The following is a 26,876-nucleotide window of genomic DNA, read 5'->3' on the forward strand; positions in this document are numbered from 1 at the left end:
AATGTTCGGACTTATATAAACCTATTAATTAAATTTTCTAAATATTCTTGGCGTCCGCTAATTGACTTAGGTTCACCATTTGCTACTGCATAGTCGCGCAAGTCCTCCAATGACAACAGACCTTTCTCAAAATCAGCACCTTGATCACTATCAAATGAGGCGTATCTTTCCTTACGGATTTTTAAATATTCCGATTTTTCTAAAATACGGTCAGCAGTTAATAACGCTCTCGCAAAGATATCCATCCCTCCTACGTGTGCATAAAATAAATCTTTCGGATCTGTAGAGTTTCTTCGTATTTTAGCATCAAAATTCACTCCTCCGCCCTGAAGTCCTCCCGATTCCAAGATAATCAACAAGCTCTCAGTCAATTCATTAATGTCATTTGGAAATTGATCTGTATCCCATCCGTTTTGGTAATCGCCGCGATTCGCATCGATAGAGCCTAATAATCCCGCATCGGCAGCCACTTGCAATTCATGCTGGAAAGTATGCCCTGCTAATGTTGCATGATTTACTTCCAAATTCAATTTAAAATCATCTAACAGATCATATTGTCGTAAAAAACCAATAACTGTAGCAGCATCGTAATCATATTGATGTTTTGAAGGTTCACAGGGCTTAGGTTCAATAAAGAAGGTTCCTTCGAAACCATTTTTACGCGCGTAATCTTTTGATAAATGTAAAAACTTCGCCAGATGTTCTTGCTCTCGTTTCATGTTCGTGTTCAACAATGACATATAACCTTCACGCCCACCCCAGAACACATAGTTTTCACCACCTAATGCTATCGTTGCGTCTAGTGCTGCTTTTACTTGTGCGGCGCCATGCGCAACCACATGAAAATCGGGATTGGTAGAAGCGCCATTCATATATCTACTGTGGCTAAACAAATTTGCAGTACCCCACAATAATTTAACCCCACTTTCTGATTGCTTAATCTTCGCATAATCGGTAATTGCCGCTAACCGTCGTTCATTTTCGACGATGTCATCCGTGTAATCTACCAAATCCACATCGTGAAAACAGTAATAAGGAATCTGCAATTTTGTAATGAATTCAAATGCAGCATTCATTTTATCCTTAGCTCTTTCTACAGCATCTGCTTTTTTATCCCATGAGAAAATGTGTGTTGGACCACCAAAAGGATCGCTACCATTTGCATTGAAAGAATGCCAATATGCGCACGCAAATTTGAAATGTTCAGCCATGGTTTTACCACGCACGACTTGATTCGGATTATACCAACGAAAAGCTAATGGATTATCACTTCCATCTCCTTCAAATTGGATTTGATCGATACCTTCGAAATACTCTTTTTCTGCTTTTAAAATATTCATATTCTTTGTTGATAAATTATTATTTAGTTTAGTTGCCTGATTAATAACCCTTTCCAGTCTTGATATAACTCCTCATAGAGGTCCACATGCTGTGGTTCTATCTCGCGTATCATCTGCATTTTGGAAAAGGCCTCTCCTGCTGTATGGTAAATATCAGCTCCGATACCAGCTCCCAAGGCTGCGCCAACACTACCATCATTGTTGTACAACTCTACCGGTGTATCCGTCACACCAACAAACGAAGAGGTAAAAATTGGACTTAAAAACAAGTTGGCGTTACCGGCTCTGATAATAGAAGGATTCAAACCATTCTCGCGCATAATGTCCAATCCATAACGAAATGAAAATGCGATTCCCTCCTGTGTAGCGCGCAGCACTTCGGCTTTACCATGGCGATTGAAATCGATTTGATGGATATGTGCGTTAATTAATTTATTGTTGAGCACACGCTCCGCTCCATTTCCAAAGGGGAGCATCCGAAGTCCGTTACTTCCAATAGCTGCACTTCCAGCTATACCGTTAATATCATTGTACGATAATTTATCACCCACCATTTTTTTTATCCAACTGTTTTGTATTCCCGTTCCATTTATACAAAGTAAAACTCCCGTACTGATCATTTCTTTATCATGATTAACGTGAGCAAACGTATTAATGCGTGATTCCTTATCATACACAAGTTGATTACTTACTCCGTATATAACTCCCGAAGTCCCCGCAGTTGCGGCAACCTCTCCAGGCTTTAACACATTGAGTGACAATGCATTATTCGGCTGATCCCCTGCTTTATATGTAACGGTAACATCTGTAGCCAATCCCAATAGAGCTGCTACATCAGTATGCAATCTGCCATGATTACAGAATACAGGATTGATTAAGGGGATGAAGGATTCAGAAAAGTTAAAATAAGACATCACTTTATTTGACAATGTATTTGTTGAAAAATCCCAAAAAACGCCCTCTGAAAGTGCACTTGTAGTCGTATTAACCTCACCGGTCAACTTCATGGTAAGAAAATCGCCTGGCAATAATATTTTGTCTATCTTTTCGTAGATATAAGGCTCATTTGCTTTCACCCAAGCTAACTTGGACGCTGTAAAATTGCCAGGAGAATTTAACAAAGTAGTCAAGCATTCCTCATGTCCCAAATCGTCAAATGCTCCTTCACCAATAGTCACAGCTCTACTATCACACCAAATGATTGCATTACGCAATACTTGTTGCAATTTATCAACGAGTACAAGGCCATGCATTTGATAAGCTATTCCTATTGCCCTAATCTCTTTTGGGTTGTAGAGGTTGGAAGCATGTGCTTTTTGAATACAGCGAACGGTATGCTCCCACCATAAATTAGGATCCTGTTCTGCCCAACCTACTTCCGGAGCTATTATTTCTGTCTCTGTTTCCGGATAATTAACAGATACTATTAATTTTTGTCTATGAGCATCAATAACTGATACTTTTATGGACGAAGTTCCTAAATCTATACCTAATAATAACATAGTAAATAACAACGTAATGCAACCGATTGCATAAAAGTATTTATTTTTATTTATATTTACAACTAAATTTTAAATATAAAATCTTTGAAAAAGAAAACTACTATATACGATATAGCTAAAGAGCTCAATATTACAGTTTCCACTGTTTCGAGGGCATTAAATAATATATCATCAATAAGTGAGGAAACTAGAAATGCTGTTTGGGAAACGGCTAAAAAATTAAACTATCGTCCCAACAAAATTGCGACCTCACTAAGTTCTGGAAAAACCAATATTATTGGCGTGGTCATTCCAAGTGCAAAAATTCAATTTTTTTCTTCAGTAGTACATAGTTTAGAACAGGCGCTAAAGAAAGCAGGTTATAGTATTCTGTTGTATCAATCCAATGAATCCATTGAATCGGAAAAAAATGGAATACAGACTTTATTGGAAGCACAAGTGGACGGTATAATAATTTCTCTTTCTTTAGAAACGGATAATATAGATCATATCCGAAAAGTAGAATCAGAGGGAAAGCCTTTGATTGTATTTGACCGCATACACAATGAACTCAACGTTCCATCAGTCGCCATTAATGACATAATGGCAGGATATATTGCTACTAAGCACCTTATTGACTCAGGCTATAAGAAAATAGCTTATGTATCTACTAGGCATAAAATTAAAATTTTCGATGATAGGTATAAAGGTTATATAGATGCATTACAGGAAGCGAATATGCCATTAAATGAAAATTTAATTATTTTAGACGAACTATCCATTCAGGGTGGAATTAAGGCGACTGAAAAGCTACTCAAATTAATAGACAAACCAGATGCTATTATTGGTGGCGATGACTTTACCGCTCTAGGTATTATAAAAGGTCTATCAACAAAAGGAATCGTTCCTCCAAAAGTGGGAGTTATTGGATTTGCCAATCAAACCTTTTCCGAATATATCACGCCTAGCCTGTCTACTATCGATCAACAAGCAGTAAAAATGGGACAAGAATGTGCTTCCTTATTTCTAAGGTTAATTAATAAAAAGTCAAGCACCAACACTGACAGTCCTGAAAAAATAATATTGGATCCGATCTTAGTTGCGAGGGATTCCACAAAATAACCAGCATCTCAAAGAAATGCTGGTTACTATTGTATTATGCAAATGCTCTATCTCCTTTTTTGTAAGGGTAAGCACCATCAAATTTACCTGGAATCTTTACATATCGCAATGCCTGCGTCATTCCTACTTCAGAAGTAAAAAATCCTGTAAGTGTTAGTTGCTTCAACATCGTAAAAAAGTGGTTAGGAAGTTCATCTAGATCATTCACTTTATTCGCGCTCTGATTTTGCCTATTTGTTGAACTTTCATTTTGATTGGCCCTATCTTGCTCCATTGCTTTCTCTTTCTCTCTCTTCTCTGTTTGGAAGGCTTTTGCTTCTTTGTCTAATGTATTTACAAATTGCAGACGCTCTTCTGGCGTTATTTCCGCAAATTTCTTATTAAATCCTTCTTGCGAAATCTCATCTATTTTAGATAACCCTTCCAAAAAAGCCTTTTGGTCAACTGATGTATAACAATCTCTTATCATTACGGGAATGAAAGCCCCTACATTTGCGTCTTTCGCGCCTGGAGTCGATGTACGAGGTAAAATAGCTTCTGCCAATTCATTTAATAAATCTATATTGGTTTGCTCAAATAACGCCGCTACATCTTTAGAAGCAGATCTAGTACATCCTTCCAAAAATAGATTAGCACCGATTACGGACCCTCCTATGATCATCGCAACTCGTTGTATTGCTTGTCTTCTATTCATCTCATTTAATTATTAAAAAGTATAATTAACCTCCCATCCCGGACGGTATGTTCTTTTCACAAATTGATTTACATCATCAAAATTAGTAACGCGCATATTATCATTGTCCCACAATAATTTCAATCCACGTCCCGGATATTTATTATCAATCTTCAAGTCAGATCCTCTAATAGCTAAATTGGCCATCAATAAGGCTTCAGTCAACGGACCAGCAATCTCGAAAGGCGAAGACATTTCCATATTACCATAACCAGCAATACACCCCTCTACCCACTGTGCCCAATGTCCTGATGCACCTCCTTCTACGCGGGCATATTTCTGTTTTACTTCTTTATGCTTTTTATCCGTTGGCAATAATCTTGGATTCGCAGCGTACGTGTCTGCCAAAATCTTGCCTTTCTTTCCTATAAATAAAATACCGTTCCCGCCATCACCAAACATTTCATTTGGACCTAATTCTTCTGGTCTCGGTGGTTGAATACCGCCGTCCATCCAGTGAACTTTTACATCACCTTTCGTTTTCGCCGTTTTTGGAAAAGTCAATGTTGCATAACTAGATGGTGGACAAGACTCTGGAAAATATCCACGTTTGAACTCATCTACATATACAGATCCTACACTTGCCTGCACATCTTTCACATATTGTAATCCATAAATACTAAACGGTGCCTCCATATTATGACACCCCATATCACCAAGAGCTCCAGTGCCGTAAGGCCACCAGCCTCTCCAGTTGAAAGGAACCAGTTTATCAAAATAATCCGTATGTGGTGCCGTACCTAACCATTTGTCCCAATCCAATGTACTTGGAACTTGCGCTTTTTGGGCCGGCCAAGAAATGCCTTGAGGCCAAACTGGCCTATCTGTCCAACAATAGATTTCTTCTAAATCTCCGATAAGACCGGCATCAATCCATTCACGCATCTGCCGTACACCATCTCCTGAGGCACCTTGATTCCCCATCTGCGTCACTACTTTATATTTTTTTGCAGCATCAGTCAAAACCCTCGCTTCCCATACGTCATGAGCCATAGGTTTTTGTACGTAGACATGTTTACCCAACTGCATTGCAGCTAAAGTTTGTATGGCATGGTTGTGATCTGGAGTCGAAATAGATACTGCATCAATATGTGCATGCTCTTTATCCAACATTTCCCTAAAATCGGTATAGAACTTTGCTTTAGGAAAATTCTGTACCGAATTCTTTGCTCTTGCGGCATCTACATCACATAGATAAGCAATATTTGCTTTTCCGCTCTTAAAAAAATTATTTACATCAGATTGCCCCATTCCACCTACGCCAATCGATGCAATTTGCAACATATCGCTCGGCGCTCTATACCCTTGGCCTCCAAGTACGTGCCTTGGTACTATAGTAATCCCAGCGGCCGCTATTGCTGCTTTCTTTATGAAATTTCTTCTACTCTCGTTTGTTGTATTCATGTTTTATAGTTTTATCACAAAAAAATTCTACAAATTACCTTTTTTTAGTTCCGAAACAGCAAAATCTACAGCTCTCGCTGTCAATGCCATATATGTTAAAGATGGGTTTACACAAGCCCCTGATGTCATACTCGCACCGTCTGTAACAAATACATTTTTTGCATCCCAAACTTGGTTATGTTTATTCAACACGGAATTCTTAGCATCTGTACCCATGCGCGCAGTACCCATTTCGTGGATCCCCATACCAAAATGATATTCGTTATCATAGGTATAGACATCTTTCACGCCTACTTTTTCCAACATCTCTTTCATCTCCTCTGCCATGTCTTTACGCATTTTTTTCTCGTTGTCCTTTATCTCCATATCCATTGCCAATACAGGTAATCCCCATTTGTCTTTGGTATTCTTGTCCAAAAAGATACGATTTTCGTGATATGGTAAGATTTCACCAAACGCCGTAAATCCAACAGACCAATTGCCCGGTTCAAGCATGGCATCTTTCCAATCTCCACCCACACTCATCTCAGCTACTTCGCCAGACCAGCGACCGCGACTAGCTGCCCCTTGATATCCAAATCCCCTTAAATAATCACGTTGCTTCGTATCTCCATCTACGTTAACAAAACGAGGGACATATAGTCCGGTAGGTCTACGTCCGAAAATATACTTATCTTCATAACCCTCTACCGTTCCACCAGCACCGACCCGGAAATGATGATCCATTGCATTATGGCCCAATTCACCGCTGCTGCTTCCCAATCCATCTTCCCACACATCGGTGGCAGAATTCATTAATACCCAGGTTGAGTTGAGCGCAGAGGCGCACACAAAAATTACTTTAGCAAAAAATTCATAGGTTTGATTTGTTTCTGCGTCAATGATCCGTACACCTTTCGCTTTCTGAGTATCCTTGTCGTAAATGATTTCGGTAACGATAGAAAATGGTCTTAAGGTTAGATTACCTGTAGCTACCGCAGGTGGCAATGTGGAAGACTGGGTACTAAAATATGCACCGAAATTACAACCTAACCAACACTGGTTTTGATACTGACAATTGATACGTCCGGTATGTGGCTTAGTGATATTAGCAGTTCTTCCCATGATGAAGTGCCGTTGTCCACCATACTCTTTTTTTAAACGTGAAGCAAGATCCTTCTCAACAATATTCATATCCATAGGGGGCATAAAATCTCCATCCGGCAATACAGCTAACCCGTCGCGATTACCCGAAATACCGGCCCATTTTTCCGCATAGCTATACCAAGGAGCAATATCTGCATATCGGATAGGCCAGTCTGTACCATGTCCATCTTTTAAATTGGCCTCAAAATCAAGGTCTGAAAAACGGTAACTTTGACGTCCCCACATTAAAGACCTTCCCCCAACGTGATATCCCCTGAACCAATCAAAACGCTTGGTTTCTGTGTAAGGACTTTCTTTTTCGTTAACCCAAAAATCCAAATTTTTCTCATTCAATGGATAGTCACGTTTTAAAACCGGATAATCTGCTTCCATTTGTTTTGTACGACCGCCGCGGTGTGGGTATTCCCATGTATCTTTGTTCGCATGATAATCCTTAACATGTTCAACATTCCGACCTCGTTCCAACATAATGGTTTTTAATCCCTTCTCCGTAAGCTCCTTCGCAGCCCATCCTCCACTAATACCAGATCCAATTACTATTGCATCATAAACATTGTCTGCCATACTTCTTCTACTAGTTTGTTTTAAATATTTTCAGTTTTGTTCTCTACTTTTTCATCCTTAAAGAATATTAAGAATAGGATAAATACCACAAATGCAATGACTGCTGGTATAATCCATGTTTGCTCCCAGAATGCAGCAACATCTGTTCCCTGTAAGCTTTTATATTTTTCCCCTACAAATCCCGCAACCCAAAATCCAATTAATTGCCCCAGACCATAGGTAGCTAGTGTTATTAGCCCCTGTGCAGCACTTTTATATTTTACTCCGGCTTTACTATCGGTATAAATTTGTCCTGAAACAAAGAAAAAATCATAGCAAATCCCGTGTAACGCTATCCCTAAAATCAACATAAATGATAAATCTCCCGCATCACCATAGGCAAATAAAAGATAACGAACAGCCCACGCCAACATGCCAACAAGAATAGTTTTCTTGAAACCAAACTTGGTAAAGAATATAGGTAATAACAATAAAAAAAGCACCTCGGATATTTGACCTATAGTCATTTTTCCCGTGGGATTTTCCAAGCCTATCTGATCTAAAAAAGGATTTGCATTTTGATAGTAAAATGCAAGTGGAATACAGATTAAAATGGAAGCGATAAAGAATATCAAAAAGTTTTTATCCTTTAGCAATTTTATAGCATCTAAACCAATGATAGATGCAAAAGATGGTTTTTCATCCGATAAAATTTTAACGGGAGGAGTTTTAGGTAATACGAAAGAGAATAATCCTAACGCTAATGATGCGACCGAAGCCATTAAAAATGTATTTCTTAATGCTCCTTCTCCAGACGCTTCCGCAGCATCCCATTTAAATAAATAGCTTATCGATAATCCCGCAACAATCCATCCGATGGTACCCCAAATACGTATACTGGAGAATTGCTTTTCTGGATTAGTCAGTTGTCTAAATGACACCGAATTCACCAGGGATAAAGTTGGCATATACAATATCATATACGAAAGCACATACGGATAGAATACTGAAATATCCGTCGCCTGATACATTTGAAACATCAAAACGGCACCAATTAAATGTAAAATTCCCAATATTCTTTCGGCATTAAAATACCTGTCGGCAATCATACCAATAATAAAAGGGGCGATAATAGCACCTAGTGACTGGGTCGAGAATACGTTCGAAATTTCGAACTGACTCGCTTGAAGATTTTTAATCAGAAACGTTCCCAACGTTACAAACCATGCTCCCCAAATAAAGAATTCGAGAAACATCATGAAGGATAACTTAAATTTTATTGATGTTGACATCTTGATGAAATGATAGGTTTATTTTATAAATATAGTAGTTATTGTAAATTATTAAAAATTATTTTTGCTAATATAATTTAGCATTAGAAATTATCCACTTCTCGGTAAGCATTTACCAACGCTATTTCGCCTTCTTTTCCCGATTTTGACATACCGTGTTCCATACCTACTATGCCTTTATAATTTTTTTCATACAACCATTTAAACACATTCTTATAGTTGATCTCTCCTGTCGTGGGTTCCTTTCTCCCTGGGTTATCGCCTACTTGGATATACGCAATTTCATTCCAACACTGGTTCATCAAATTGATCAAATTTCCTTCGTTTTTTTGTTGGTGATAGGCATCATATAGAATTTTGCATGACGGACTATTCACCGCTTTACAAATTTCATAGGTCTGATCGGTAAAGCGCAGAAAAAGATCTGGGGTGTCGCTTAGCGGTTCTAGAACCATTGTAATTCCATACGGTTCAAATATTTCAGCCCCTCTTTTTAAACCTTCAATTACGTTTGCTGTCTGTACGCCAATAGGAAGACGACGTTCATAATCACCCGGTACTACAGTTACCCATTTGGCATTAACACGCTTTGCAATTTCAACAGAATCACGACACCCTTTCAGAAACACATCGACATGCTCTTGTTTTCCTGCAGCTAGTGTATTTGCGCCATTCCCTCCTTTCGGCACCACAAATACTCCCATTCTCATCCCTAGCTTAGCAAGTAGTTCTCCTGCCTTTTTTTGCTCTTCAACGGAACGTCCGGGCATACCGTTATCTTCAATACTGCGAAAACCCAGATCGTACATATATTGTATTTCACTTAGGAAATCTTTACCTGCTGAAGTGCTAAACATCCCTTGATGTGGGGCATAGTCTAATTTAAACGTTTGATTTTTCATGTTATTACTATCTGGCATAGATGCTTTTAAAGATGAATCAAAAAATACAGAGCTTCCAACAAGTAAACTCGCATTCTTAACAAAATCTGATCTTTTCATATGTATATAATTGTTCGTTAACGTATATTTATCAAAACACCGTCGCAGCTTAACTTTTTAATCGACTGCCCATCGGTTCGGTCTGTATTTTTCATTTGTTAATCGGCATTCTAAAAAAAATATCCCTTCATATAGTTTATCAGTTGTAAATATAATTTTTAAAGCCCTTAGAAAAGGCTTCTTTAAAAGAATTATTCTCGAAATAAATTAAATACACCTCAATTCCCTTTAATTTATCAGCGAATTCTACCGCTTGTTGAGGGTTTAAATACACAAAGTAATTATCAAGGGCATCTGCTTCCATGGTGGTATTTGCAATCACTGTTGCACTCACCGTCACATTTTCAATGGGATATCCAGTTAATGGATTTATATGGTGAGAAACGTACCTATTGCTAACCATTCTTTTATTTTCATATGTTCCAGATGTCGTTACCGCTTTATCTTTTAAATTTAAGATATAAGTCAACGAATCTGACGGTGCACTAGCACGAGAGGGCGGTCTTTGAATCGCAATTTGCCATTGTCCTGAATCTTTAGCGCCTTTTACTTTAATTTCTCCTCCAAGTTCGATGAGGTAATGCTGAACATCATTATCCTCTAGATATCTTGCCAGAACATCGACGCTATATCCCTGCGCTATGCCATTTAGGTCTATCGAAACACCGGGATTATTCTTCATTATTTTTTTTGCCTTAATTTTAAGGTTTCGCATTCCGACAAGAGGTAATATACTTGAAATAGCTTCGGTTGTTGGATTTTGTTTAAAACCGTCAGGACCAAATCCCCATAACTTAATGAGCGGCAATACCGTGATATCAAAATATCCATTAGTTACCTTGTGTATCTCCACACTTTTACGAACAACCGTTGCCATATGAGGATCCATTTGTATCGCTCTCGTGTCGGTTTTGTTAAATGTAGAAATTAACGAGTTCGGATTATAAATGGACAAAGATAGATCAATACTATTCAATATGCTATCTATATCTTTTTTAAGTATAAGCTGATTTGAAAAACAACGTATTAAATAGGTGGTTCCTTGAGCCTGTCCTTGAATTACCTGCTCTTTAAATACATTAGGATGTTGTGCAAATACAAAACATCCTAACAATATTTGAAATATAATAATTGCAATTTTCAAGGTTAGATATACAACTGCGAATTAATGCCGGGTACTGCCGCTGGATAAATTCCATTTTCATCGGGTAATATCTTCGGAAGACTCTCCCACGTATATACCGCTGGCATAAGATCAATCTCCGATTGTATTGCCTGATCCCATTTAATTACTTTACCAGAATAACAGGCTAACCTACCAATAATACCAGTTAATGTACTATAGGCTCCATACTCCGCATTTTCAAATTTGTATTCGCCTTTTGCAATTGCATCAAACAATTCAACGTGTTCCTGGCGATAGGGATTCGCATCCCCTCTACCATTGTGACGAAATATTTCGTTCCCTTTGGCATCCCATAGCACAGCTTGATTACCTGCTGACAAGTAGGCCCGCCCTTTGGTTCCTTGGAAAGTCTCGTCTACGCGATTGTGTATCCCCTCAAAGTGACGGCATTGGCTATACACGACCGAACCATCATCATAGGTCAATTCCACCGCAAAATTATCGTAAATTTCGCCGTATTCCTTTCCAACTCTGTGCGCTCTGGAGCCAGTTCCTTCGATTGAGACCGGATATTTACCTTTCACCCAATTGGCGACATCAATATTATGTACGTGTTGTTCTACGATATGATCTCCACACAACCAATTAAAATAAAACCAGTTTCGCATTTGGTATTCCATTTCGGTCTGATGTGGCTTACGTGGTCTTACCCATACACCTCCGCTATTCCAATACACCTGTCCCGATGTAACGTCACCTATCGCGCCGTCTTGAATGCGCTGAATACCTTCTCTATAATTTTTTTGATAACGTCGCTGCAAACCTACTACGACGTTTAGTTTTTTCTTCTTCGCTTCTGCTGCCGTGGCTAATACTTTACGTATACCGGGGATATCAACAGCCACTGGCTTTTCCATGAAAACATGTTTTCCCGCATTTACAGCCGCCTCAAAATGAATAGGCCTAAAACCCGGTGGAGTCGCCAAGATGACCACATCGGCATCTTTTATGGCCGACTTGTACCCTTCAAAACCCACGTATTGTCTGCTTTGAGGAACGTCGATTTTATCGGCATATTTTTGTTTTAGATTTTTTAAAGATGTATCGAGATTATCTTGAAAAGCATCTGCCATTGCAACTATTCGAACATTTTGTCCTGATTCAAGCGCATCGGCAGCGGCTCCTGTACCCCGTCCACCACAACCGATCAATGCAACTTTAATGACGTCATTTCCGGCAGCAAACACTGATGAAGCTGATGTCATGGTAACAGCAGCCGATCCGGCTATTATGGAGGAAGATCTAATAAAATCTCTACGGTTAAAATTTTTCATGTATATATAAATATTAGGTTTTTTTTTAAAAATCCGCTATAGGTTCTTTATCGTAATAAGCCATTATCTCCTCATGTGTGGGTGGATTCAAGGGCCTAACCAGACGCATTCCTACAAAAGGAGCTTCCGGAAACCACCAATTAGATTTGGGCATTTGTGGATCCAGTTGTTTCCAAACAGGATCAGAGGGCGTACGGGCAGCCGAGCGCAACTCATCGATTGTACTTTCAAAAGATCCACCCCTCACCACATGTGGATATAACGCAGTGGGAAGCGATACTGGATTATCATTAAGGTCGGTTTTATCTCTAGTATAGAAATCAGCAATATATTGATCATATGTCCACTCTGCTACATTGCCTAAAATGTCATACAATCCGTAAGGATTTGGCTTTTTCTGTCCCACTTTCTGCGTAGATTGATTACTATTAGAAGCAAACCAAGCATATTCAGAGACGACCTTCGGATCATCGCCGAAAAAATATTCCTCATCTGAACCAGCGCGGCAGGCATATTCCCATTCTGCTTCTGTCGGCAATCTATAAAACACCCCCGTTCTTACATACAGCCATTTGCAAAACTGTATGGCGTTATAATGTGTCATTGCCAGCGCGGGATGACCTTCTTTTCCCATTCCGAAAGTCATATCCAAATAAGGTTTAGTCGGTCTCGTAACTGCATCTACATGCTGAGGAATAGTCCCAACTCTCTGTTTAGATTGCTCATAATCCTTATATAAAAATGGCTCATAAATATCCCAAGTAACTTCATAAGTCCCCATCCAAAAAGGATCAATTTTAACCTTATGAGCAGGTTTTTCATCGGTATTTGGAGAACTATTGCTTCCCATCATGAATGTTCCTCCCTGAATCGCTTCCATGGTAAACTCAAGTGTAGTGCCTTCGATCTGTTGAACATAACGCTGATGAGAAGTTTGAGCCTGTGCCATAGAAATACTCAAAACAGAAAACAAGAAAATTCTATTCATTAATTATCAATTATAGGTTTAGCATATCTAATTCGATAAACTAACTCTAAAGTAGTAAATAAAATTCAAGTTACTAACATGAAAAAATAACAAAGACGTTACAATAGTGTAATTATCACACTATGCCAGATTAAAGAAAGAAATAGTCCAATAATAATACTCACTCCTATTATTGTATTTGCAAGTTTAGTATTTAAACCAAACTGTTGTACAACAACACTCGTTGCGACTAGACTTGGCATAACCATTTCAAAGACGGAAACCTGGTAGAAAGTTCCATGTAATCCCATTAAAAGCGTAAGTATGATCAGAATAAAAGGACTTAAAATCAGTTTATAGAACAAGGAGTATGAAATTAAATTCAATTCTTTCTTCCAGTTCTTAAAATTCAACTGCATGCCTATCGAAAAAAGTGCTAAAGGTGAAACCGTTGAAGCAAAAGTACTGAGCAGCCCTTGAGATACTTCATTAAGCCACACATCATGAAAAATAACAGCAATTATACATGCAACAAAGGGAGGAAAGGAGAATACTCTTTTAATAATAAAAGAATTTCTGTCTTCTGTCTTGAACCCGACTCTTTTAGCACCTAGAGCAAGTATTATTCCCCATGAAGATAAAATAAAAAAAGTGGTTTGATCACTTACAATACCGATTTTTAAATATTCCTCTCCGAAAAAAGTGATAATCAATGGAAACCCGATAAATGATGTATTGCTTAATCCCGAAACTAGGATTAAAGTCCTTAAATTGCGATTCGAGAGTTTTAGGAATATGTTAAGATACTGAAAAAACAAAAACGATCCGCCAAAAACCAGGAAAGGCAGCACGACCGTAAACATATAAGCAATATTCCAGTCAATCTGTGGTATGCATTTTAGTGCCACAGCTGGAAGAGCAATGTATATTACCCATATATTGATCCCTTTATAGGCATTTGCGTCTACCAACTTGGTTTGTTTGACAATAAAACCTGCCACCAGGGAAATCAAGATTACTAGAAAGTTTAACACGACAGCAAAGAAAAGGCTTTTGAAATGATTTCAAAAGCCTTTCGCCAACAATTCTCCATTAAAAATCTAAATTTTTAGCTTTTTAAGCAAATTTGTATCCACCGTAATGTATGTTGGATAATATATATTGTTGCCTCCAATTCGAAAAGAAGGTTTAATTTTTAATGTCATAAAATTATCGCTTTTCTCTCTTTTAAAAAGTTCATCAAAAATCTTTTCCACATAATTGTCCTTTTTATCTGCTCCAAATAAATTTAACTTAAAACTTAATGGAACTATACTAAATTCATTGGTTGTTAAACGAATATTTTCGTCAACTGTTCCTTCGAATACCGGATTGCCTTGTATTTCTATCAAATATTTAAATTGGTTGATGGCGGCAGTTTTCTGGGAAGGATTGGTTATCTTTAAATTTACGTTTGCTTCCAAAGGAAGATCCTTTCTCAAAATAGCCAATGCGATACTAGGTATAGAAGCTAGATTAATTCCATTTCCTGTATCAAAACTTTCAACGGATTTACCACCTACCAACATGCTATTGATGGATTGGATGTCATATGTACATTTCGCTAAAGCTTCTACCTGCGCTCGTTTGCTCGCAACACATCCGAAGATAACAAGAGATAATACAATGACCCCTGATATTAAACTTATTTTTTTCATCTGTTAATATTTTTTTATGTCTGGTAGATGGATCGTCCATCTTTATTATTTTTTTTGCCCCAAATTATATGATACACCTAATGTGAAAATTGAATTACCGGCCTTTAAATATTCGTTATCAACTACACCTATATTAAAACCTGTTGTATATTGCAGTTGAAAACCTTTAAAAAGCTCCAAACGGGTAAAAAATACTGGTTCAATAAACAAGTTTTCTTCTTTTTGCACACCTACCCCATCTACGACAAAATCCGTCATACCTACTCTACTTAGCCGAATTGCTGTACCGTAATTTAATTCCCTTTTATTGCCAAACAAATTAAGTTTGCGCTTTTGAGTCGAAGAATAGTTTACTTGCACAAATATTTTATCAAAATCCATTTCTCGGGTTTCAACGGCTTCAAACCCCATTGTAGACGCCCGTTTATCAATATTCAGGGTATTGCCTATACCATAACCACCATAAAATTCTAGTATCTGTTTTTTATCTTTCCCCATCTTAGCAAAATAGCCTACTCCTCCTTCAATCAATTTTTGATCAAACTGTTCGTTGGATTTTATACCACTTTTTATATAGGATCCATTCGTGATTATTGCGATATGATCTGTGGCTGCCACTCCAAAAGATCCACTCATATTACCTTGTGTATTTATGTGTCCTGAAACATATGCTTCTCCTTGATTTCGAAACATGGGAGTAGCCGGAACATTGGGCATGTATATCGAACTACAGCTTGCTAATAAAAAAAGAATCGCCAGAACGATTAACGGTTGAAGTTTTTTTACAATCATCTTTGCTGAGCATAAACAATCATGCCAAATTTACCGTTATCACAAACTTAGAAAAAGTTTCTCTTATTTATCCGATAAAAAATGTCCTTAATAATTTTGCTATTAAGGACATTCATTTTTTTTGATAAAACCTACAAATCTTCCACAGTAGGTGCGTTATCCGCTTCTGGAGCTTTATCAATCAATTCCATAAATTGATCCAACTTAGGTGTAATGATAATCTGGGTACGTCTGTTTCTTGCTTTACCATCTGGAGTAGAGTTATCCGCGATAGGATTATACTCACCACGCCCCCCAGCAGTTAATCTTTTCGGTTCTACGCCATAATTATTTTGCAACGCCTGCACAACAGATGAAGCTCTTAAAGCACTCAGGTCCCAATTATTACGAATATTTGTTTTCGAAATAGGATCGCTGTCCGTATTACCCTCTATAAGAACTTCGTAATCTTTATAATCTTGAATAATTTTTGCGATTTTACTTAATGTTTCTCCAGCTTTATCGGAAATCTCATAACTACCTGATTTGTAAAGCATATTGTCCGAAAGGGAGATATATACCACGCCTTTTAATACTTTCACATCAACATCGCGTAATTCTTCACGGCTAAGTGAACGCGTTAGATTGTTTGTCAGTACTACATTCAACGAATCGCTCTTATTTTTTGTGTTTACAAGATGTTGAATATACTTATTTGAAGCATTGATCTCATCTACTAGTTTCGAGATATTTACATTTCCTTGCGAATTTTGCGATATACTATTATCTAATGTGGTTTGCAATTTTGAATAAGCTTCTTTTAATGCAGCATTATTCTTTCTTTCCTGCTCCAATTGGTCTTCTAGACTTTTAACTTTGGCCCGACTTTCTGCTAAATCCACTTGTCCCTTTTGATATAGCGCCGCTAAATCCTGATGTTGTGTTTGCAAAGCCAAATACTTTTTATTGCTAACACAGCTTGCCATTACTAAACTACCCAGTAATATAGTTAATGGAATTATTCGTTGATGTTTAAGCATACCTCTTGTTGTTTTTCACGTATGTGAAGATAGCAAATTAAATGCCTTTCTACATCATGTTAACAATATTTAAGTATTTTACATGAATAAGCCTTCAACCGGGGAGACTGAAGGCTTATTATTAACCAATTATTAACCTAAATTATGAATGAAACATTTATCAATCCCTGTGCCAAAAAATATTCCAATAATTTGAAATAACATATTTTAACAATTATATAGCAACCTAACAGCGCTTTAATGCCTCGATTGCGATTTTCAATCAGTCAATGTTAATATATCGCATGGCTACCGTATTATTTATTTAATTTAGCGCCATGGACATCGCAAAAATTCTTAAAAACTTACGCATCGAATCGTTAAATCCCATGCAGCTGGAAGTTACCGAAAAATTCAGGGCTCAGCAGGATTTGGTAGTTCTATCTCCCACTGGAACGGGTAAAACGCTCGCTTTCTCCCTAATCATCAGTCAGCTACTAGATCCATTCATAAAAGACATTGTTCAAGTTCTCATCATTGTTCCGACACGGGAACTAGCACTACAAATAGAATCTGTTATTAAAAAAGTGGTAATCGGGCAGAAAGTGACCTGCTGTTATGGCGGTCATGACACTAAGATAGAACGGAATACATTAAAAGAAGCACCTAGCATACTAATTGGCACCCCCGGACGTCTGATATACCATCTCGATAGAGGACATTTTAATCCGAGGCAAATACATACCGTTGTATTAGATGAATTTGACAAATCATTGGAACTCGGCTTTCAAGCTCAAATGTCCAATTTGCTATCACAGATTAATCAAATTGAACACAAAATCTTGACTTCTGCAACAAAATTAGTTGAATATCCTAGTTTTATAACCCTTAACACCCCAGTTACGGTCGACTATTTAACGGATAATGAAAGTATCCCTAATCTAACTTATAAAAAGGTACACTCTTCTCCTCAACATAAACTCAAAACTCTTTTCAAATTACTCTGCCAGCTGGGTGATAAAAAAATATTGATTTTTTGCAACCATCGGGATGCTGTAGATCATATCAGTGAGCTACTGGAAGATCGTATGTTAATTCATGATGTTTTCCACGGCGGTCTAGAACAAAGAGATCGGGAGCTAGCGCTCTTAAAGTTTAGAAATAATAGCAATCGCATATTATTAACAACAGATTTAGCGGCACGCGGTCTCGATATTCCGGCCGTAGATACCATCATCCATTATCAATTACCTTATAAGGAAGATGCATTCATTCACAGAAACGGACGTACCGCACGTATGAACACCGAAGGAGACGTTATTGTAATGCTCAAACCAGACGATGATTTCCCGTACCTGTCTGGTCCAACTGAAGAAATTACATTGGAGGAGGAATACGAGTTACCGTCAAACACACCTTATGCTACACTTTATATCCCCGTTGGTAAAAAAAATAAAGTAAACAAAATTGACTTGGTTGGATATACACTTCAACTCGATGGTGTCGAAAAAGAGGATATAGGCATTATTGAGGTTAAAGATAATGAAGCTTATATCGCAGTAAAAAGAAGTGTGGCCTCCCTCATTCTCAAGAATGCGGGATCAGGAAAGATTAAGGGTAATAAAATTAAATTTATGCGAACCTAACAACATGTTATAAAAAATCAATTACTTCTTGGGGCACCAATTTATCAACCGCTCCTCCGTTAGCGAGAATATCCCGAACGATTGTAGATGAAATATGTGCAGTACCGCTTCTACTTAATAAAAAATAGGTTTCGATATGCGGAGCGAGGATCAAATTATTCTGAGCAATTGCATCTTCGTAGATCAGGTCGTTTGTATTACGAAGACCTCTCAATATGAATTGTGCTCCTAAGGATGTACAATAATCAACCGTAAGCCCCGAAAACATATCTACTAGAACCCGGTCTGAATTAGCATAAACTGATTCAATTGCATTCTTTCGTTTCTCGAATGCCATTAATCCCTTCTTTGAAGAATTGACACCGATCGCAATATATACTTTATCAAATAACGATAACGATCTATCAACTAAATCCTTATGGGCAAACGTAAATGGATCAAATGAACCGGGAAAGACTGCTATTTTCATGTATTTATAGTTGCTTTGTGAGCTCGCAAGCTCGATTATTCATTATTTTTGTTTGTAAAAGCTAAAAGACGAGTATCCGTATTTTCGCGTTTCTATAAAAGCAGGATGCATAGCCATTCTACGCATAGAAGGATGTTCCACGACAAGAATACCTCCTGGATTCAGTAAATTGTTGTTCAGAATTATTTCGGGTAGTTGTGGTAAGCGGTCAATATCATATGGTGGATCCGCAAAGATTAAATCATAGCTTTTTTTACAGGAAGTAATGTACTTAAACACGTCCGCTTTGCGTGTATAAATAGTTTCGATCTGATGCTTTTCACAGGTATCCTTAATATAAAAAAGGCATTTACTGTGTATATCTATCGCATCGACATGGATAGCTCCACGAGAGGCGAGTTCGAAAGAAATATTTCCCGTGCCACAAAATAAATCCAAACATGTTATCCCATCAATATCCATTAGATTCAACAAAATATTAAATAAAGCTTCTTTTGCGATATCAGTAGTTGGCCGCACGGGCAGATTAGTTGGCGGATTAAGTCGGATTCCTCCTAATTTACCTCCGATTATACGCATAATTGACTATCTATTAAGATGTTCAAATCAAGTATATGATTTTTTACATCATCACTAGTGGTTATCCATTTTGATTTAGCTTTTATTACTTCTAAATCCTCCGTATACTTAGATAGTCGCTCTCCCCACTCTGACTCTTCATTCGCTCCACTCAATAGAATGCGTTGAATTTTATTCGTTAAGCCAAAGTTTTTGAATATACTTAACATAAAGTAACTCAAATCGTCAACTGTCTGCACTTCAAATGTATTATACAACTGCAAAACGCCGTCTATATATAAAAATAAATCTGCCTGACTATCATAAATATGAACGCCTAAAGTCTCACCCTGAATAGGAATATTTGATTGCGCCTGCCGTATAATTACTTCAAACGATGGAATAAAATGAGCTTCCGAAAAAAGATTCTTCCATCTATTATATAATAATAAATCATATTGATATAGCGCTGTAATACCTAAAGATAAATTTCTTATGTAAGTATGGTCCGTATTCTGGTCTATAAAATAATCCGCATAGATATCTTTCTCTTCATGTTGGAATACGTCGGTTGGTATCAAAACAAGACTTTGATGTGGAAGTGTCACAAAAATATGTTGGAAAGGCAGGCTCAATATTTTCATGGCGTCGGTAGAGGGTTTCGTTGTTGCATACTTCATGAAAACCAAAACATTCTTTTGCTCATCTACAACCACCAAATGGTCGTACGCATAGTCACTATTCACAAATAGCGTATAAGAGGAAATATAGTGAATATGAAATTCTTCTGATGTGTAGTTCATTGAATAATATTATTTAGCAGATTACGCCAAGCTTTGACAACAAAATTAGCTTTTACAATTGAATTGACAAACCTTTTAAATAACTTTGGACGTGTATATTAAAAATCTTCTCATTCAAGAGTTTTCATGGAAACCTACTATACAACAAGAAGAAGTGTTTTCTCTGCTAGGAGAGTTTCTACATACTTTTTCGGAAAGCACTTGCTTTATCTTAAAAGGTTATGCAGGTACCGGAAAGACTACTATCATTAGTTCATTGGTAAAAACGCTCCCTAAGCTACAAAAAAGAGCTGTTCTTCTTGCTCCTACAGGAAGAGCCGCTAAAGTGATGGGCGCCTATTCGGGGCGTAATGCTTTGACTGTCCACAAAAAAATATACCGCAAAAAGTCCGCCGCTACACTACAAATGGATTTTTCGATCGCTGAAAATCGACATCAAAATACATTATTCATTATTGATGAAGCATCCATGATCTCGAATGAGGGAATAAATATTTTTTCGAATGGTCTCTTACACGATTTAATCTCTTATGTTCGTTCCGGAGAGAACTGTGTAATCATTTTTGTAGGAGATACGGCCCAGTTACCGCCTGTTGGATTAGAAAACAGTCCTGCGTTAAATTCAGACTATATCAATCAGGAATTCGGTCTTCAGACTTTTAGTTATGAAATGACGGATGTGGTACGACAGGCAAAAAACTCGGGAATACTTTTTAATGCCACTAAGATCCGGAATGAGATAAAACTGGACGAAAGCAATGCGACTTACAGTTTTCCAAAATTCATAACAGCCGGATTCAAAGATGTTTATAGAATGACTGGCGAACGATTGATTGAGGGATTACACTACGGCTACGATAAACACGGAATTGAAAATTGTATGGTCATCTGTCGATCGAATAAGTCTGCGAATCTTTATAATAAGCATATCAGGAATCAAATACTATCTAGAGAGGAAGAAGTTACTGGCGGCGACTTAATCATGATCGTGCGCAATAATTATTATTGGTTGCAGCAACATGATGAAAATCACACCGGATTTATCGCAAATGGAGATATGGCAGTTATTCGAAAAATTAGCAATATACACGACATGCATGGATTCCGCTTTGCTGATCTCTATTTAGAATTCTTGGATAATAACGAGGGGGACGCGATTCGTTGTCGCGTTCTGCTCGATAGTCTTCACGTTGATGCGCCTCAATTACCTTATGATCTACAACAGCAACTGTATGAAAGTATAGCCAAAGATTACGAAGATTTTGGATCGAAAAAAGATCGTCTCGAAGCGATTAAAAAAGACCCATATTATAATGCGCTTCAAATCAAATTTGCTTATGCTATTACCTGCCATAAAGCACAGGGCGGTCAATGGCCACTCGTATTTATAGATCAAGGCTATTTAATCGATGACATGTTGAATACAGAATTTTTAAGGTGGCTATATACTGCCGTTACGCGTGCCACACAAGAATTATTTTTGGTCAATTTTAATGAAAAATTTTATTAGAAAATTGCTATCAAAAATATTACACTTACTACTGTCGTTTCTTATTAAAAAAAGATAATTTCGTTGTCAATTATTATCAACATTACATGAAGAATTACATCTTAGGAATACTCCTCACCTGTTGCATTTCCTTTTTATATGCGCAAGAGACGAGCAAACAGGTAAAACCTAATTATCAATTGGCCTCTAAATTCTCTCCTTCAAAACTTCGTACCATGATTTTTTCTACCGAGGTAAGGCCCAATTGGATAAATTATGGAGACAAATTTTGGTATGAATACACCACATCTTCAGGCAAAAAATGGTACTTAGTCGATCCTAAATCTCGTCAGAAATCCGAACTTTTTGACCATGCCGAAATGGCGGCGAGGATCACTTCAATCGTTCGAAATCCCTTTGATGCACAGCACTTGACTCTAAATAACCTGCGGTTCATGGATGACGAAAATTTAATCCGTTTCGAAGTTCCCAGTACAAAAGATACGGTAAAGAGTAAGGAAGAGATTAAAAAACTAACCAATAAAAAGGACACGATAAAGAAAAAAACTTTTTTCTTCGAATACAACCTTATTTCCAAAGATTTAAAAGAACTCAGCGATACCACTAAAGAAAAAGCCAAACCGTATTGGGCTACCTTTAATCCGGACACCTCACGCGTATATTACGCTAAAAACTATAATCTATACTGGATGGACTATGCTAACTATAAAAAAGCGATCCAGGATGAAAAAGACTCTACAATTGTAGAAAATCAATTCACGACGGATGGTATACAATATTATGCCTGGGGCGGAGATGAATACAGTATTACAAGTGGAGACAAAAAAACGGAAGATGAAGAATTGAAGAAAAGAAAACCCGTACGATTGAATTGGAGTCCCAACGGTAAGTATTTCGTTCTGACTCGAAAAGACAACAGAAATAACCCTGCGCTTTGGGTTATAAATAATGTTGGCGGAAAAAGACCAACCTTGGAGACCTATAAGTATCTAATGCCGGGAGAAACTGATTCTACCGAAGTCGAACTTCATCTTTTCGATACGGCTTCGCTAAAACCGAAGCAGATTCCAGTCTATGGATTCAAAAATCAGACACTAAGCCTTTGGTCTAAAGACAGAAAAAAAGAAAATTTAAACGGCAAACATTATATCAACTATTGGTTGGGTAATGACAAAGAATTTTATATCGCCCGTTCTAGCCGGGATTTAAAACGCATCGATCTACTTGCAGTAGGTATCGATGGAAGTGTACGCACATTAGTCGAGGAACGCGCAAACGTATACCTTGATATTCAAAAACCGACCCTTATTCATAATGGCAGTCAATTTATCCATTGGTCTCAACGGGATGGATGGGGTCATTTTTACCTGTATGATATACAGGGAAAACTACTGGGACAAATTACCAAAGGTGAGTTCCATTGCCAGGAATTAACTTCATACAACGAATCAACAGGCACTTTATATTTCAAGGCCAACGGGCGTGAGAAAAACATTGATCCTTATTATTCCTATTACTATGCGATAAACAAAAATGGATCAAGTATAAAGTTATTAACACCGGGAGATTATGATCATCAAGTAGACGTAAGTGAAAGCGGAGCTTTTATTATCGATAACTTTTCCCGTGTGAATACCGTACCGGTATCCAACTTATATAATGCTTCTGGTCAATTAATCATGAAACTAGAAGAGGCTGATCTGACTCAGCTTTTTGCCGCCGGATATCAATTCCCTGAAACATTCAAAGTAAAAGCGGGCGATGGTATTACAGATCTCTATGGTGTATTATATAAACCGTATGATTTCGACTCCACTAAGACTTATCCAATCATTGAATATGTATACCCAGGTCCTCAGACGGAAGCAGTAAACAAAAGTTTTGGAAGAAGTATGGATCGTATCGATCGTCTTTCACAGATGGGTTTTATTGTTGTCTCCGTTGGTAACCGTGGCGGACATCCGGCCCGTTCTAAATGGTATCATACCTATGGATATGGAAACCTACGGGACTATGGATTAGAAGACAAAAAAGTGGTTGCAGAACAGCTGGCTGCACGTCATAATTTCATTGATATCGACAAAGTAGGTATTACAGGACATTCCGGAGGCGGATTTATGTCAACAGCGGCGATGCTTGTTTATCCAGATTTTTTCAAAGTAGCTGTTTCAGGTGCAGGTAATCATGAGAACAATATTTATAATAGATGGTGGAGTGAACGACACCATGGGGTTCAGGAATCTATTACAGAAAAAGGAGATACGACGTTTAACTACCAAATACAAAAAAACACAGACTTAGCTAAAAACTTAAAAGGTAAGCTATTGATCGTGACGGGAGATATTGACAACAACGTGCATCCTGCAAACTCAATCCGAATGGTAGAAGCGTTGATCAAAGCAAACAAACGTTTTGATTTTGTGTTATTACCAGGGCAGCGTCATGCGTTCGGTGATATGACTGAATACTTCTTTTGGAAAATGGCTGATTACTTTAGTGAACATCTTTTAGGAGAGTCTAAACAAAATGAAGTTGACCTTATGGAAGTTAATCGTGATAAACCCCTTAAGAACTAACACGGATCTCAAGAATTACGAAGAGATTTCTGAAACCTTACTAAAAATTAGGGTTTCGGAAGTCTCTTCCTCCATTTTTGAGTTGTATCCGTTGGATGGACTATTTTCCCTGTCATTACAAGCCGACGATAAGCAAATTGCCTTCCGAGCTGCATGGATTATAGAGACCATATTTTTAAGAGAACCTCATTACTTTACAGACTATACACAGCGCGTTATAGATGCTTACATTCAAACGAACAACTGGAGCTGCCTCCGCTCGTATACTAAATTAGTCATGTGGATCTTATCTTCTAAAAATAAATCGACTTCCCCAGCATATGATCAACGTAAAGTTATTTTGGAAAAGACATTTGCCTGTTTACTTGATTTAACTTGCCCCATAGCCGTAAAAGCGAACTGTTTTGATATCCTATTTTACTTAGAAAACGATGAAGATTGGATTAAAGAGGAATTGACTGCGCAGTTACATATTTGTATTTCAGAAAATCCAACTCCCGCTATTAAAAGCAGAGGAAATCGTATCTTAAAAAAGTTAAAAAGAATAACGAACACCTAAAGAATAAAAAGTGTACATATCATTACGTCCTTGAATGCGTTGACTGTTTTGGTCATATGGGATATAACCGTCCAGCAATTCATTATTTGCAAAATTAAATTGCGCATTCAGTACAGCGCTCCAATACCTGCCCGTACGCGTGGTATGTTTATTAATAGGTAATGCCAAGCCGGCATTAACAGCAGGAAACAGCAGCGAATTTATTTTCTCTTTAAAAACCGGAAGACCATTTTCATCATAATATGCAATTGGGCCATAGGTATAAAGTAAATTCGGATCGCGGTAAATATCACCTTCTTTATAAGAATTACGTATTCCCGAAACTCCCAAGCCTACATAAATGCCACTCAACAACCTATTCTTAAACGAATAATTATAAGAAGATTTACTATTGACAATCAAATCATAAGGATAAGCAGTTACAAAAATGCCTCCCGAATAATAATTGTTTGTTACATACCGTTCGTCTACAATGGAAGAAACTGCTTCTAAGCTACCTAATTGTGCTTCTATACCGACATGAAGTCCCGTTAATAACCTATAATCAAATTTCAAAAAAAATGCGGTTCCCATAGTACCGGATTTATCCATATCGCCATACAATTTAGTCAATCCGATTCCCGTTGTAATATGATATTTTTGATCTCCTTTATTCGTAGCGTAAGGAACCGGACAATCTAATTGGGCATTGGTAACTGATAAATTTAACAACAAAATTGCAAATAAAAGGTATCTCATAATAGTCTTAACTTTAAAAAAGTGTGTTTCCTTTACTATAATTGTTTTTCCCTAAGTGCCTATATGCAGCTTCAGTACATTCTCGTCCTCTTGAGGTACGCATGATATACCCCTCTTGAATCAAAAAAGGCTCATATACTTCCTCTATTGTCCCTTCATCTTCACCTACGGCTGTAGCTATAGTTTTCAGTCCTACAGGCCCCCCCTTAAATTTATCTATAATGGTAGACAGGATGCGATTATCCATTTCATCCAATCCATGTTCATCGACATTTAAGGCATTCAATGCATACTGTGCAATTGCTTTATCAATACTTCCATTTCCCTTAATTTGTGCGAAATCACGTGTTCGACGTAACAAAGCATTCGCAATCCGAGGGGTTCCCCGACTTCTTCTGGCAATTTCGTAAGCACCTTCTTCACTGATTGCTGTATTTAGAATACTTGATGACCGAAGTACGATAGTAGTCAACAATTTTGCATCATAGTACTGAAGTCTCGAATTAATACCAAATCGGGCTCTTAGTGGAGCCGTAAGTAAACCTGAACGCGTAGTGGCACCTACCAAAGTAAACGGATTCAAAGAGATCTGTACCGATCTGGCATTTGGCCCGGTCTCCAGCATAATATCGATTTTAAAATCCTCCATTGCAGAATACAGATATTCCTCTACAACAGGTGATAAACGGTGTATTTCGTCGATAAACAAAATATCTCCTTCCTCTAAATTAGTGAGCAATCCCGCTAAATCTCCGGGTTTGTCTAAAACTGGGCCTGAAGTAATTTTGATTCCCACCCCCATCTCATTAGCAATAATGTAGGATAGTGTTGTTTTCCCCAATCCTGGAGGACCGTGTAGTAGTACATGGTCGAGTGCTTCGCCACGTAATTTCGCAGCTTTTACGAAAATAGAAAGGTTTTCCAAAATCTTGGCCTGTCCAGTGAAATCCTCAAAATTTTGCGGTCGCAAAACTCTTTCCAATTCTTTCTCGGTAGGATTTAGACGTTCTGGATTGGGATCAAGATTCTCGTTCATTAATA

Annotated in this window: 24 protein-coding genes; 5 read left to right on the forward strand and 19 right to left on the reverse strand. The window is 37.7% G+C overall.

Annotated elements, in window-relative coordinates:
• Positions 1 to 11: 11 nt before the first annotated feature.
• Together xylA and FAZ15_RS17925 are read right to left on the reverse strand one after the other, a co-directional pair.
• Complete coding sequence (gene xylA, locus FAZ15_RS17920) at positions 12 to 1,340, reverse strand: xylose isomerase (RefSeq protein ID WP_136902690.1); 1,329 nt, start codon at positions 1,338 to 1,340, stop codon at positions 12 to 14.
• Positions 1,341 to 1,363: 23 nt separating this feature from the next.
• Complete coding sequence (locus FAZ15_RS17925) at positions 1,364 to 2,842, reverse strand: xylulokinase (RefSeq protein WP_136902691.1); 1,479 nt, start codon at positions 2,840 to 2,842, stop codon at positions 1,364 to 1,366.
• Between the two features lie 84 nt (positions 2,843 to 2,926).
• On the opposite strand from FAZ15_RS17925, the gene FAZ15_RS17930 reads away from it, so the two are divergent.
• Entirely contained in the window at positions 2,927 to 3,943 is a 1,017-nt protein-coding gene (locus FAZ15_RS17930) for a LacI family DNA-binding transcriptional regulator (protein ID WP_136902692.1), read from the forward strand.
• Positions 3,944 to 3,977: 34 nt separating this feature from the next.
• Here the strand turns inward: FAZ15_RS17930 and FAZ15_RS17935 are convergent, their stop codons facing one another.
• The 12 genes from FAZ15_RS17935 to FAZ15_RS17990 all read right to left on the reverse strand — a co-directional run bounded on the left by FAZ15_RS17935 (position 3,978) and on the right by FAZ15_RS17990 (position 16,997).
• On the reverse strand, positions 3,978 to 4,637 hold the full coding sequence (locus FAZ15_RS17935; RefSeq protein WP_136902693.1) for a gluconate 2-dehydrogenase subunit 3 family protein: 660 nt from the start codon (positions 4,635 to 4,637) through the stop codon (positions 3,978 to 3,980).
• A 12-nt stretch (positions 4,638 to 4,649) separates the two neighbouring features.
• Entirely contained in the window at positions 4,650 to 6,080 is a 1,431-nt protein-coding gene (locus FAZ15_RS17940) for a Gfo/Idh/MocA family protein (protein WP_136902694.1), read from the reverse strand.
• Positions 6,081 to 6,107: 27 nt separating this feature from the next.
• Positions 6,108 to 7,790: a GMC oxidoreductase gene (locus FAZ15_RS17945; RefSeq protein ID WP_136902695.1), complete on the reverse strand. Its 1,683-nt coding sequence runs from the start codon at positions 7,788 to 7,790 to the stop codon at positions 6,108 to 6,110.
• A gap of 20 nt (positions 7,791 to 7,810) precedes the next feature.
• A complete protein-coding gene (locus FAZ15_RS17950; protein ID WP_136902696.1) occupies positions 7,811 to 9,061 on the reverse strand; it encodes a nucleoside permease in 1,251 nt (416 codons plus the stop codon).
• A gap of 83 nt (positions 9,062 to 9,144) precedes the next feature.
• Positions 9,145 to 10,062, reverse strand: a complete 918-nt coding sequence (locus FAZ15_RS17955) for a hydroxypyruvate isomerase family protein (RefSeq protein WP_136902697.1) — start codon at positions 10,060 to 10,062, stop codon at positions 9,145 to 9,147.
• Positions 10,063 to 10,201: 139 nt separating this feature from the next.
• Positions 10,202 to 11,206: an FAD:protein FMN transferase gene (locus FAZ15_RS17960; protein ID WP_136902698.1), complete on the reverse strand. Its 1,005-nt coding sequence runs from the start codon at positions 11,204 to 11,206 to the stop codon at positions 10,202 to 10,204.
• Between the two features lie 2 nt (positions 11,207 to 11,208).
• Positions 11,209 to 12,522 (reverse strand): Gfo/Idh/MocA family protein, encoded by a 1,314-nt coding sequence (locus FAZ15_RS17965; protein WP_136902699.1) that lies wholly within the window; start codon positions 12,520 to 12,522, stop codon positions 11,209 to 11,211.
• A gap of 25 nt (positions 12,523 to 12,547) precedes the next feature.
• Positions 12,548 to 13,510, reverse strand: coding sequence for a formylglycine-generating enzyme family protein (locus FAZ15_RS17970; protein ID WP_136902700.1), 963 nt, complete (start codon positions 13,508 to 13,510; stop codon positions 12,548 to 12,550).
• Between the two features lie 98 nt (positions 13,511 to 13,608).
• On the reverse strand, positions 13,609 to 14,523 hold the full coding sequence (locus FAZ15_RS17975) for an AEC family transporter (protein ID WP_136902701.1): 915 nt from the start codon (positions 14,521 to 14,523) through the stop codon (positions 13,609 to 13,611).
• A gap of 66 nt (positions 14,524 to 14,589) precedes the next feature.
• Positions 14,590 to 15,186 (reverse strand): hypothetical protein, encoded by a 597-nt coding sequence (locus tag FAZ15_RS17980; protein ID WP_136902702.1) that lies wholly within the window; start codon positions 15,184 to 15,186, stop codon positions 14,590 to 14,592.
• A gap of 45 nt (positions 15,187 to 15,231) precedes the next feature.
• Positions 15,232 to 15,978, reverse strand: a complete 747-nt coding sequence (locus tag FAZ15_RS17985) for a hypothetical protein (protein WP_136902703.1) — start codon at positions 15,976 to 15,978, stop codon at positions 15,232 to 15,234.
• Between the two features lie 131 nt (positions 15,979 to 16,109).
• Positions 16,110 to 16,997, reverse strand: a complete 888-nt coding sequence (locus FAZ15_RS17990; protein ID WP_136902704.1) for an OmpA/MotB family protein — start codon at positions 16,995 to 16,997, stop codon at positions 16,110 to 16,112.
• 317 nt (positions 16,998 to 17,314) lie between these two features.
• Between FAZ15_RS17990 and FAZ15_RS17995 the strand changes: the two genes are divergently transcribed.
• Positions 17,315 to 18,622, forward strand: coding sequence for a DEAD/DEAH box helicase (locus FAZ15_RS17995; protein ID WP_136902705.1), 1,308 nt, complete (start codon positions 17,315 to 17,317; stop codon positions 18,620 to 18,622).
• Between the two features lie 7 nt (positions 18,623 to 18,629).
• Here the strand turns inward: FAZ15_RS17995 and coaD are convergent, their stop codons facing one another.
• The 3 genes from coaD to FAZ15_RS18010 are packed head-to-tail and all read right to left on the reverse strand — an operon-like array spanning position 18,630 to position 20,452.
• Positions 18,630 to 19,091 carry a pantetheine-phosphate adenylyltransferase gene (coaD, locus tag FAZ15_RS18000; protein WP_136902706.1) on the reverse strand — a complete coding sequence of 154 codons (462 nt, stop codon included), beginning with the start codon at positions 19,089 to 19,091 and terminating at the stop codon, positions 18,630 to 18,632.
• 42 nt (positions 19,092 to 19,133) lie between these two features.
• Positions 19,134 to 19,670 carry an RsmD family RNA methyltransferase gene (locus tag FAZ15_RS18005; RefSeq protein WP_136902707.1) on the reverse strand — a complete coding sequence of 179 codons (537 nt, stop codon included), beginning with the start codon at positions 19,668 to 19,670 and terminating at the stop codon, positions 19,134 to 19,136.
• Positions 19,661 to 20,452 carry a DUF3822 family protein gene (locus FAZ15_RS18010; protein ID WP_136902708.1) on the reverse strand — a complete coding sequence of 264 codons (792 nt, stop codon included), beginning with the start codon at positions 20,450 to 20,452 and terminating at the stop codon, positions 19,661 to 19,663. The genes FAZ15_RS18005 and FAZ15_RS18010 overlap by 10 nt, the downstream gene beginning before the upstream one ends.
• 91 nt (positions 20,453 to 20,543) lie before the next feature.
• Here FAZ15_RS18010 and FAZ15_RS18015 point away from each other — a divergent pair, with 91 nt between their 5' ends.
• The 3 genes from FAZ15_RS18015 (at position 20,544) to FAZ15_RS18025 (ending at position 25,097) form a co-directional block, all read left to right on the forward strand.
• Positions 20,544 to 21,962, forward strand: coding sequence for an ATP-dependent DNA helicase (locus FAZ15_RS18015; protein WP_136902709.1), 1,419 nt, complete (start codon positions 20,544 to 20,546; stop codon positions 21,960 to 21,962).
• Positions 21,963 to 22,048: 86 nt separating this feature from the next.
• Positions 22,049 to 24,538, forward strand: a complete 2,490-nt coding sequence (locus FAZ15_RS18020; RefSeq protein WP_136902710.1) for a S9 family peptidase — start codon at positions 22,049 to 22,051, stop codon at positions 24,536 to 24,538.
• Positions 24,489 to 25,097: a hypothetical protein gene (locus FAZ15_RS18025; RefSeq protein ID WP_136902711.1), complete on the forward strand. Its 609-nt coding sequence runs from the start codon at positions 24,489 to 24,491 to the stop codon at positions 25,095 to 25,097. The genes FAZ15_RS18020 and FAZ15_RS18025 overlap by 50 nt, the downstream gene beginning before the upstream one ends.
• Here FAZ15_RS18025 and FAZ15_RS18030 read toward each other — a convergent pair.
• Positions 25,074 to 25,835, reverse strand: coding sequence for a hypothetical protein (locus FAZ15_RS18030; RefSeq protein WP_136902712.1), 762 nt, complete (start codon positions 25,833 to 25,835; stop codon positions 25,074 to 25,076). The two genes, FAZ15_RS18025 and FAZ15_RS18030, sit on opposite strands and share 24 nt — an antisense overlap.
• 13 nt (positions 25,836 to 25,848) lie before the next feature.
• Complete coding sequence (ruvB, locus tag FAZ15_RS18035) at positions 25,849 to 26,871, reverse strand: Holliday junction branch migration DNA helicase RuvB (RefSeq protein WP_136902713.1); 1,023 nt, start codon at positions 26,869 to 26,871, stop codon at positions 25,849 to 25,851.
• Between the last annotated feature and the right edge of the window lie 5 nt (positions 26,872 to 26,876).

Origin of the sequence: Sphingobacterium olei (assembly GCF_005048855.1) — a bacterium.
Taxonomy (GTDB): domain Bacteria; phylum Bacteroidota; class Bacteroidia; order Sphingobacteriales; family Sphingobacteriaceae; genus Sphingobacterium; species Sphingobacterium olei.

Bases quoted from the DNA above. Each gene is read 5' to 3' on its own strand.
- xylA (WP_136902690.1), bottom strand. From the start codon at position 1,340: ATGAATATTTTAAAAGCAGAAAAAGAGTATTTCGAAGGTATCGATCAA.
- FAZ15_RS17925 (WP_136902691.1), bottom strand. From the start codon at position 2,842: ATGTTATTATTAGGTATAGATTTAGGAACTTCGTCCATAAAAGTATCA.
- FAZ15_RS17935 (WP_136902693.1), bottom strand. From the start codon at position 4,637: ATGAATAGAAGACAAGCAATACAACGAGTTGCGATGATCATAGGAGGG.
- FAZ15_RS17940 (WP_136902694.1), bottom strand. From the start codon at position 6,080: ATGAATACAACAAACGAGAGTAGAAGAAATTTCATAAAGAAAGCAGCA.
- FAZ15_RS17945 (WP_136902695.1), bottom strand. From the start codon at position 7,790: ATGGCAGACAATGTTTATGATGCAATAGTAATTGGATCTGGTATTAGT.
- FAZ15_RS17950 (WP_136902696.1), bottom strand. From the start codon at position 9,061: ATGTCAACATCAATAAAATTTAAGTTATCCTTCATGATGTTTCTCGAA.
- FAZ15_RS17955 (WP_136902697.1), bottom strand. From the start codon at position 10,062: ATGAAAAGATCAGATTTTGTTAAGAATGCGAGTTTACTTGTTGGAAGC.
- FAZ15_RS17965 (WP_136902699.1), bottom strand. From the start codon at position 12,522: ATGAAAAATTTTAACCGTAGAGATTTTATTAGATCTTCCTCCATAATA.
- FAZ15_RS17970 (WP_136902700.1), bottom strand. From the start codon at position 13,510: ATGAATAGAATTTTCTTGTTTTCTGTTTTGAGTATTTCTATGGCACAG.
- FAZ15_RS17980 (WP_136902702.1), bottom strand. From the start codon at position 15,186: ATGAAAAAAATAAGTTTAATATCAGGGGTCATTGTATTATCTCTTGTT.
- FAZ15_RS17985 (WP_136902703.1), bottom strand. From the start codon at position 15,978: ATGATTGTAAAAAAACTTCAACCGTTAATCGTTCTGGCGATTCTTTTT.
- FAZ15_RS17990 (WP_136902704.1), bottom strand. From the start codon at position 16,997: ATGCTTAAACATCAACGAATAATTCCATTAACTATATTACTGGGTAGT.
- FAZ15_RS17995 (WP_136902705.1), top strand. From the start codon at position 17,315: ATGGACATCGCAAAAATTCTTAAAAACTTACGCATCGAATCGTTAAAT.
- coaD (WP_136902706.1), bottom strand. From the start codon at position 19,091: ATGAAAATAGCAGTCTTTCCCGGTTCATTTGATCCATTTACGTTTGCC.
- FAZ15_RS18005 (WP_136902707.1), bottom strand. From the start codon at position 19,670: ATGCGTATAATCGGAGGTAAATTAGGAGGAATCCGACTTAATCCGCCA.
- FAZ15_RS18010 (WP_136902708.1), bottom strand. From the start codon at position 20,452: ATGAACTACACATCAGAAGAATTTCATATTCACTATATTTCCTCTTAT.
- FAZ15_RS18020 (WP_136902710.1), top strand. From the start codon at position 22,049: ATGAAGAATTACATCTTAGGAATACTCCTCACCTGTTGCATTTCCTTT.
- FAZ15_RS18025 (WP_136902711.1), top strand. From the start codon at position 24,489: ATGAAGTTGACCTTATGGAAGTTAATCGTGATAAACCCCTTAAGAACT.
- FAZ15_RS18030 (WP_136902712.1), bottom strand. From the start codon at position 25,835: ATGAGATACCTTTTATTTGCAATTTTGTTGTTAAATTTATCAGTTACC.
- ruvB (WP_136902713.1), bottom strand. From the start codon at position 26,871: ATGAACGAGAATCTTGATCCCAATCCAGAACGTCTAAATCCTACCGAG.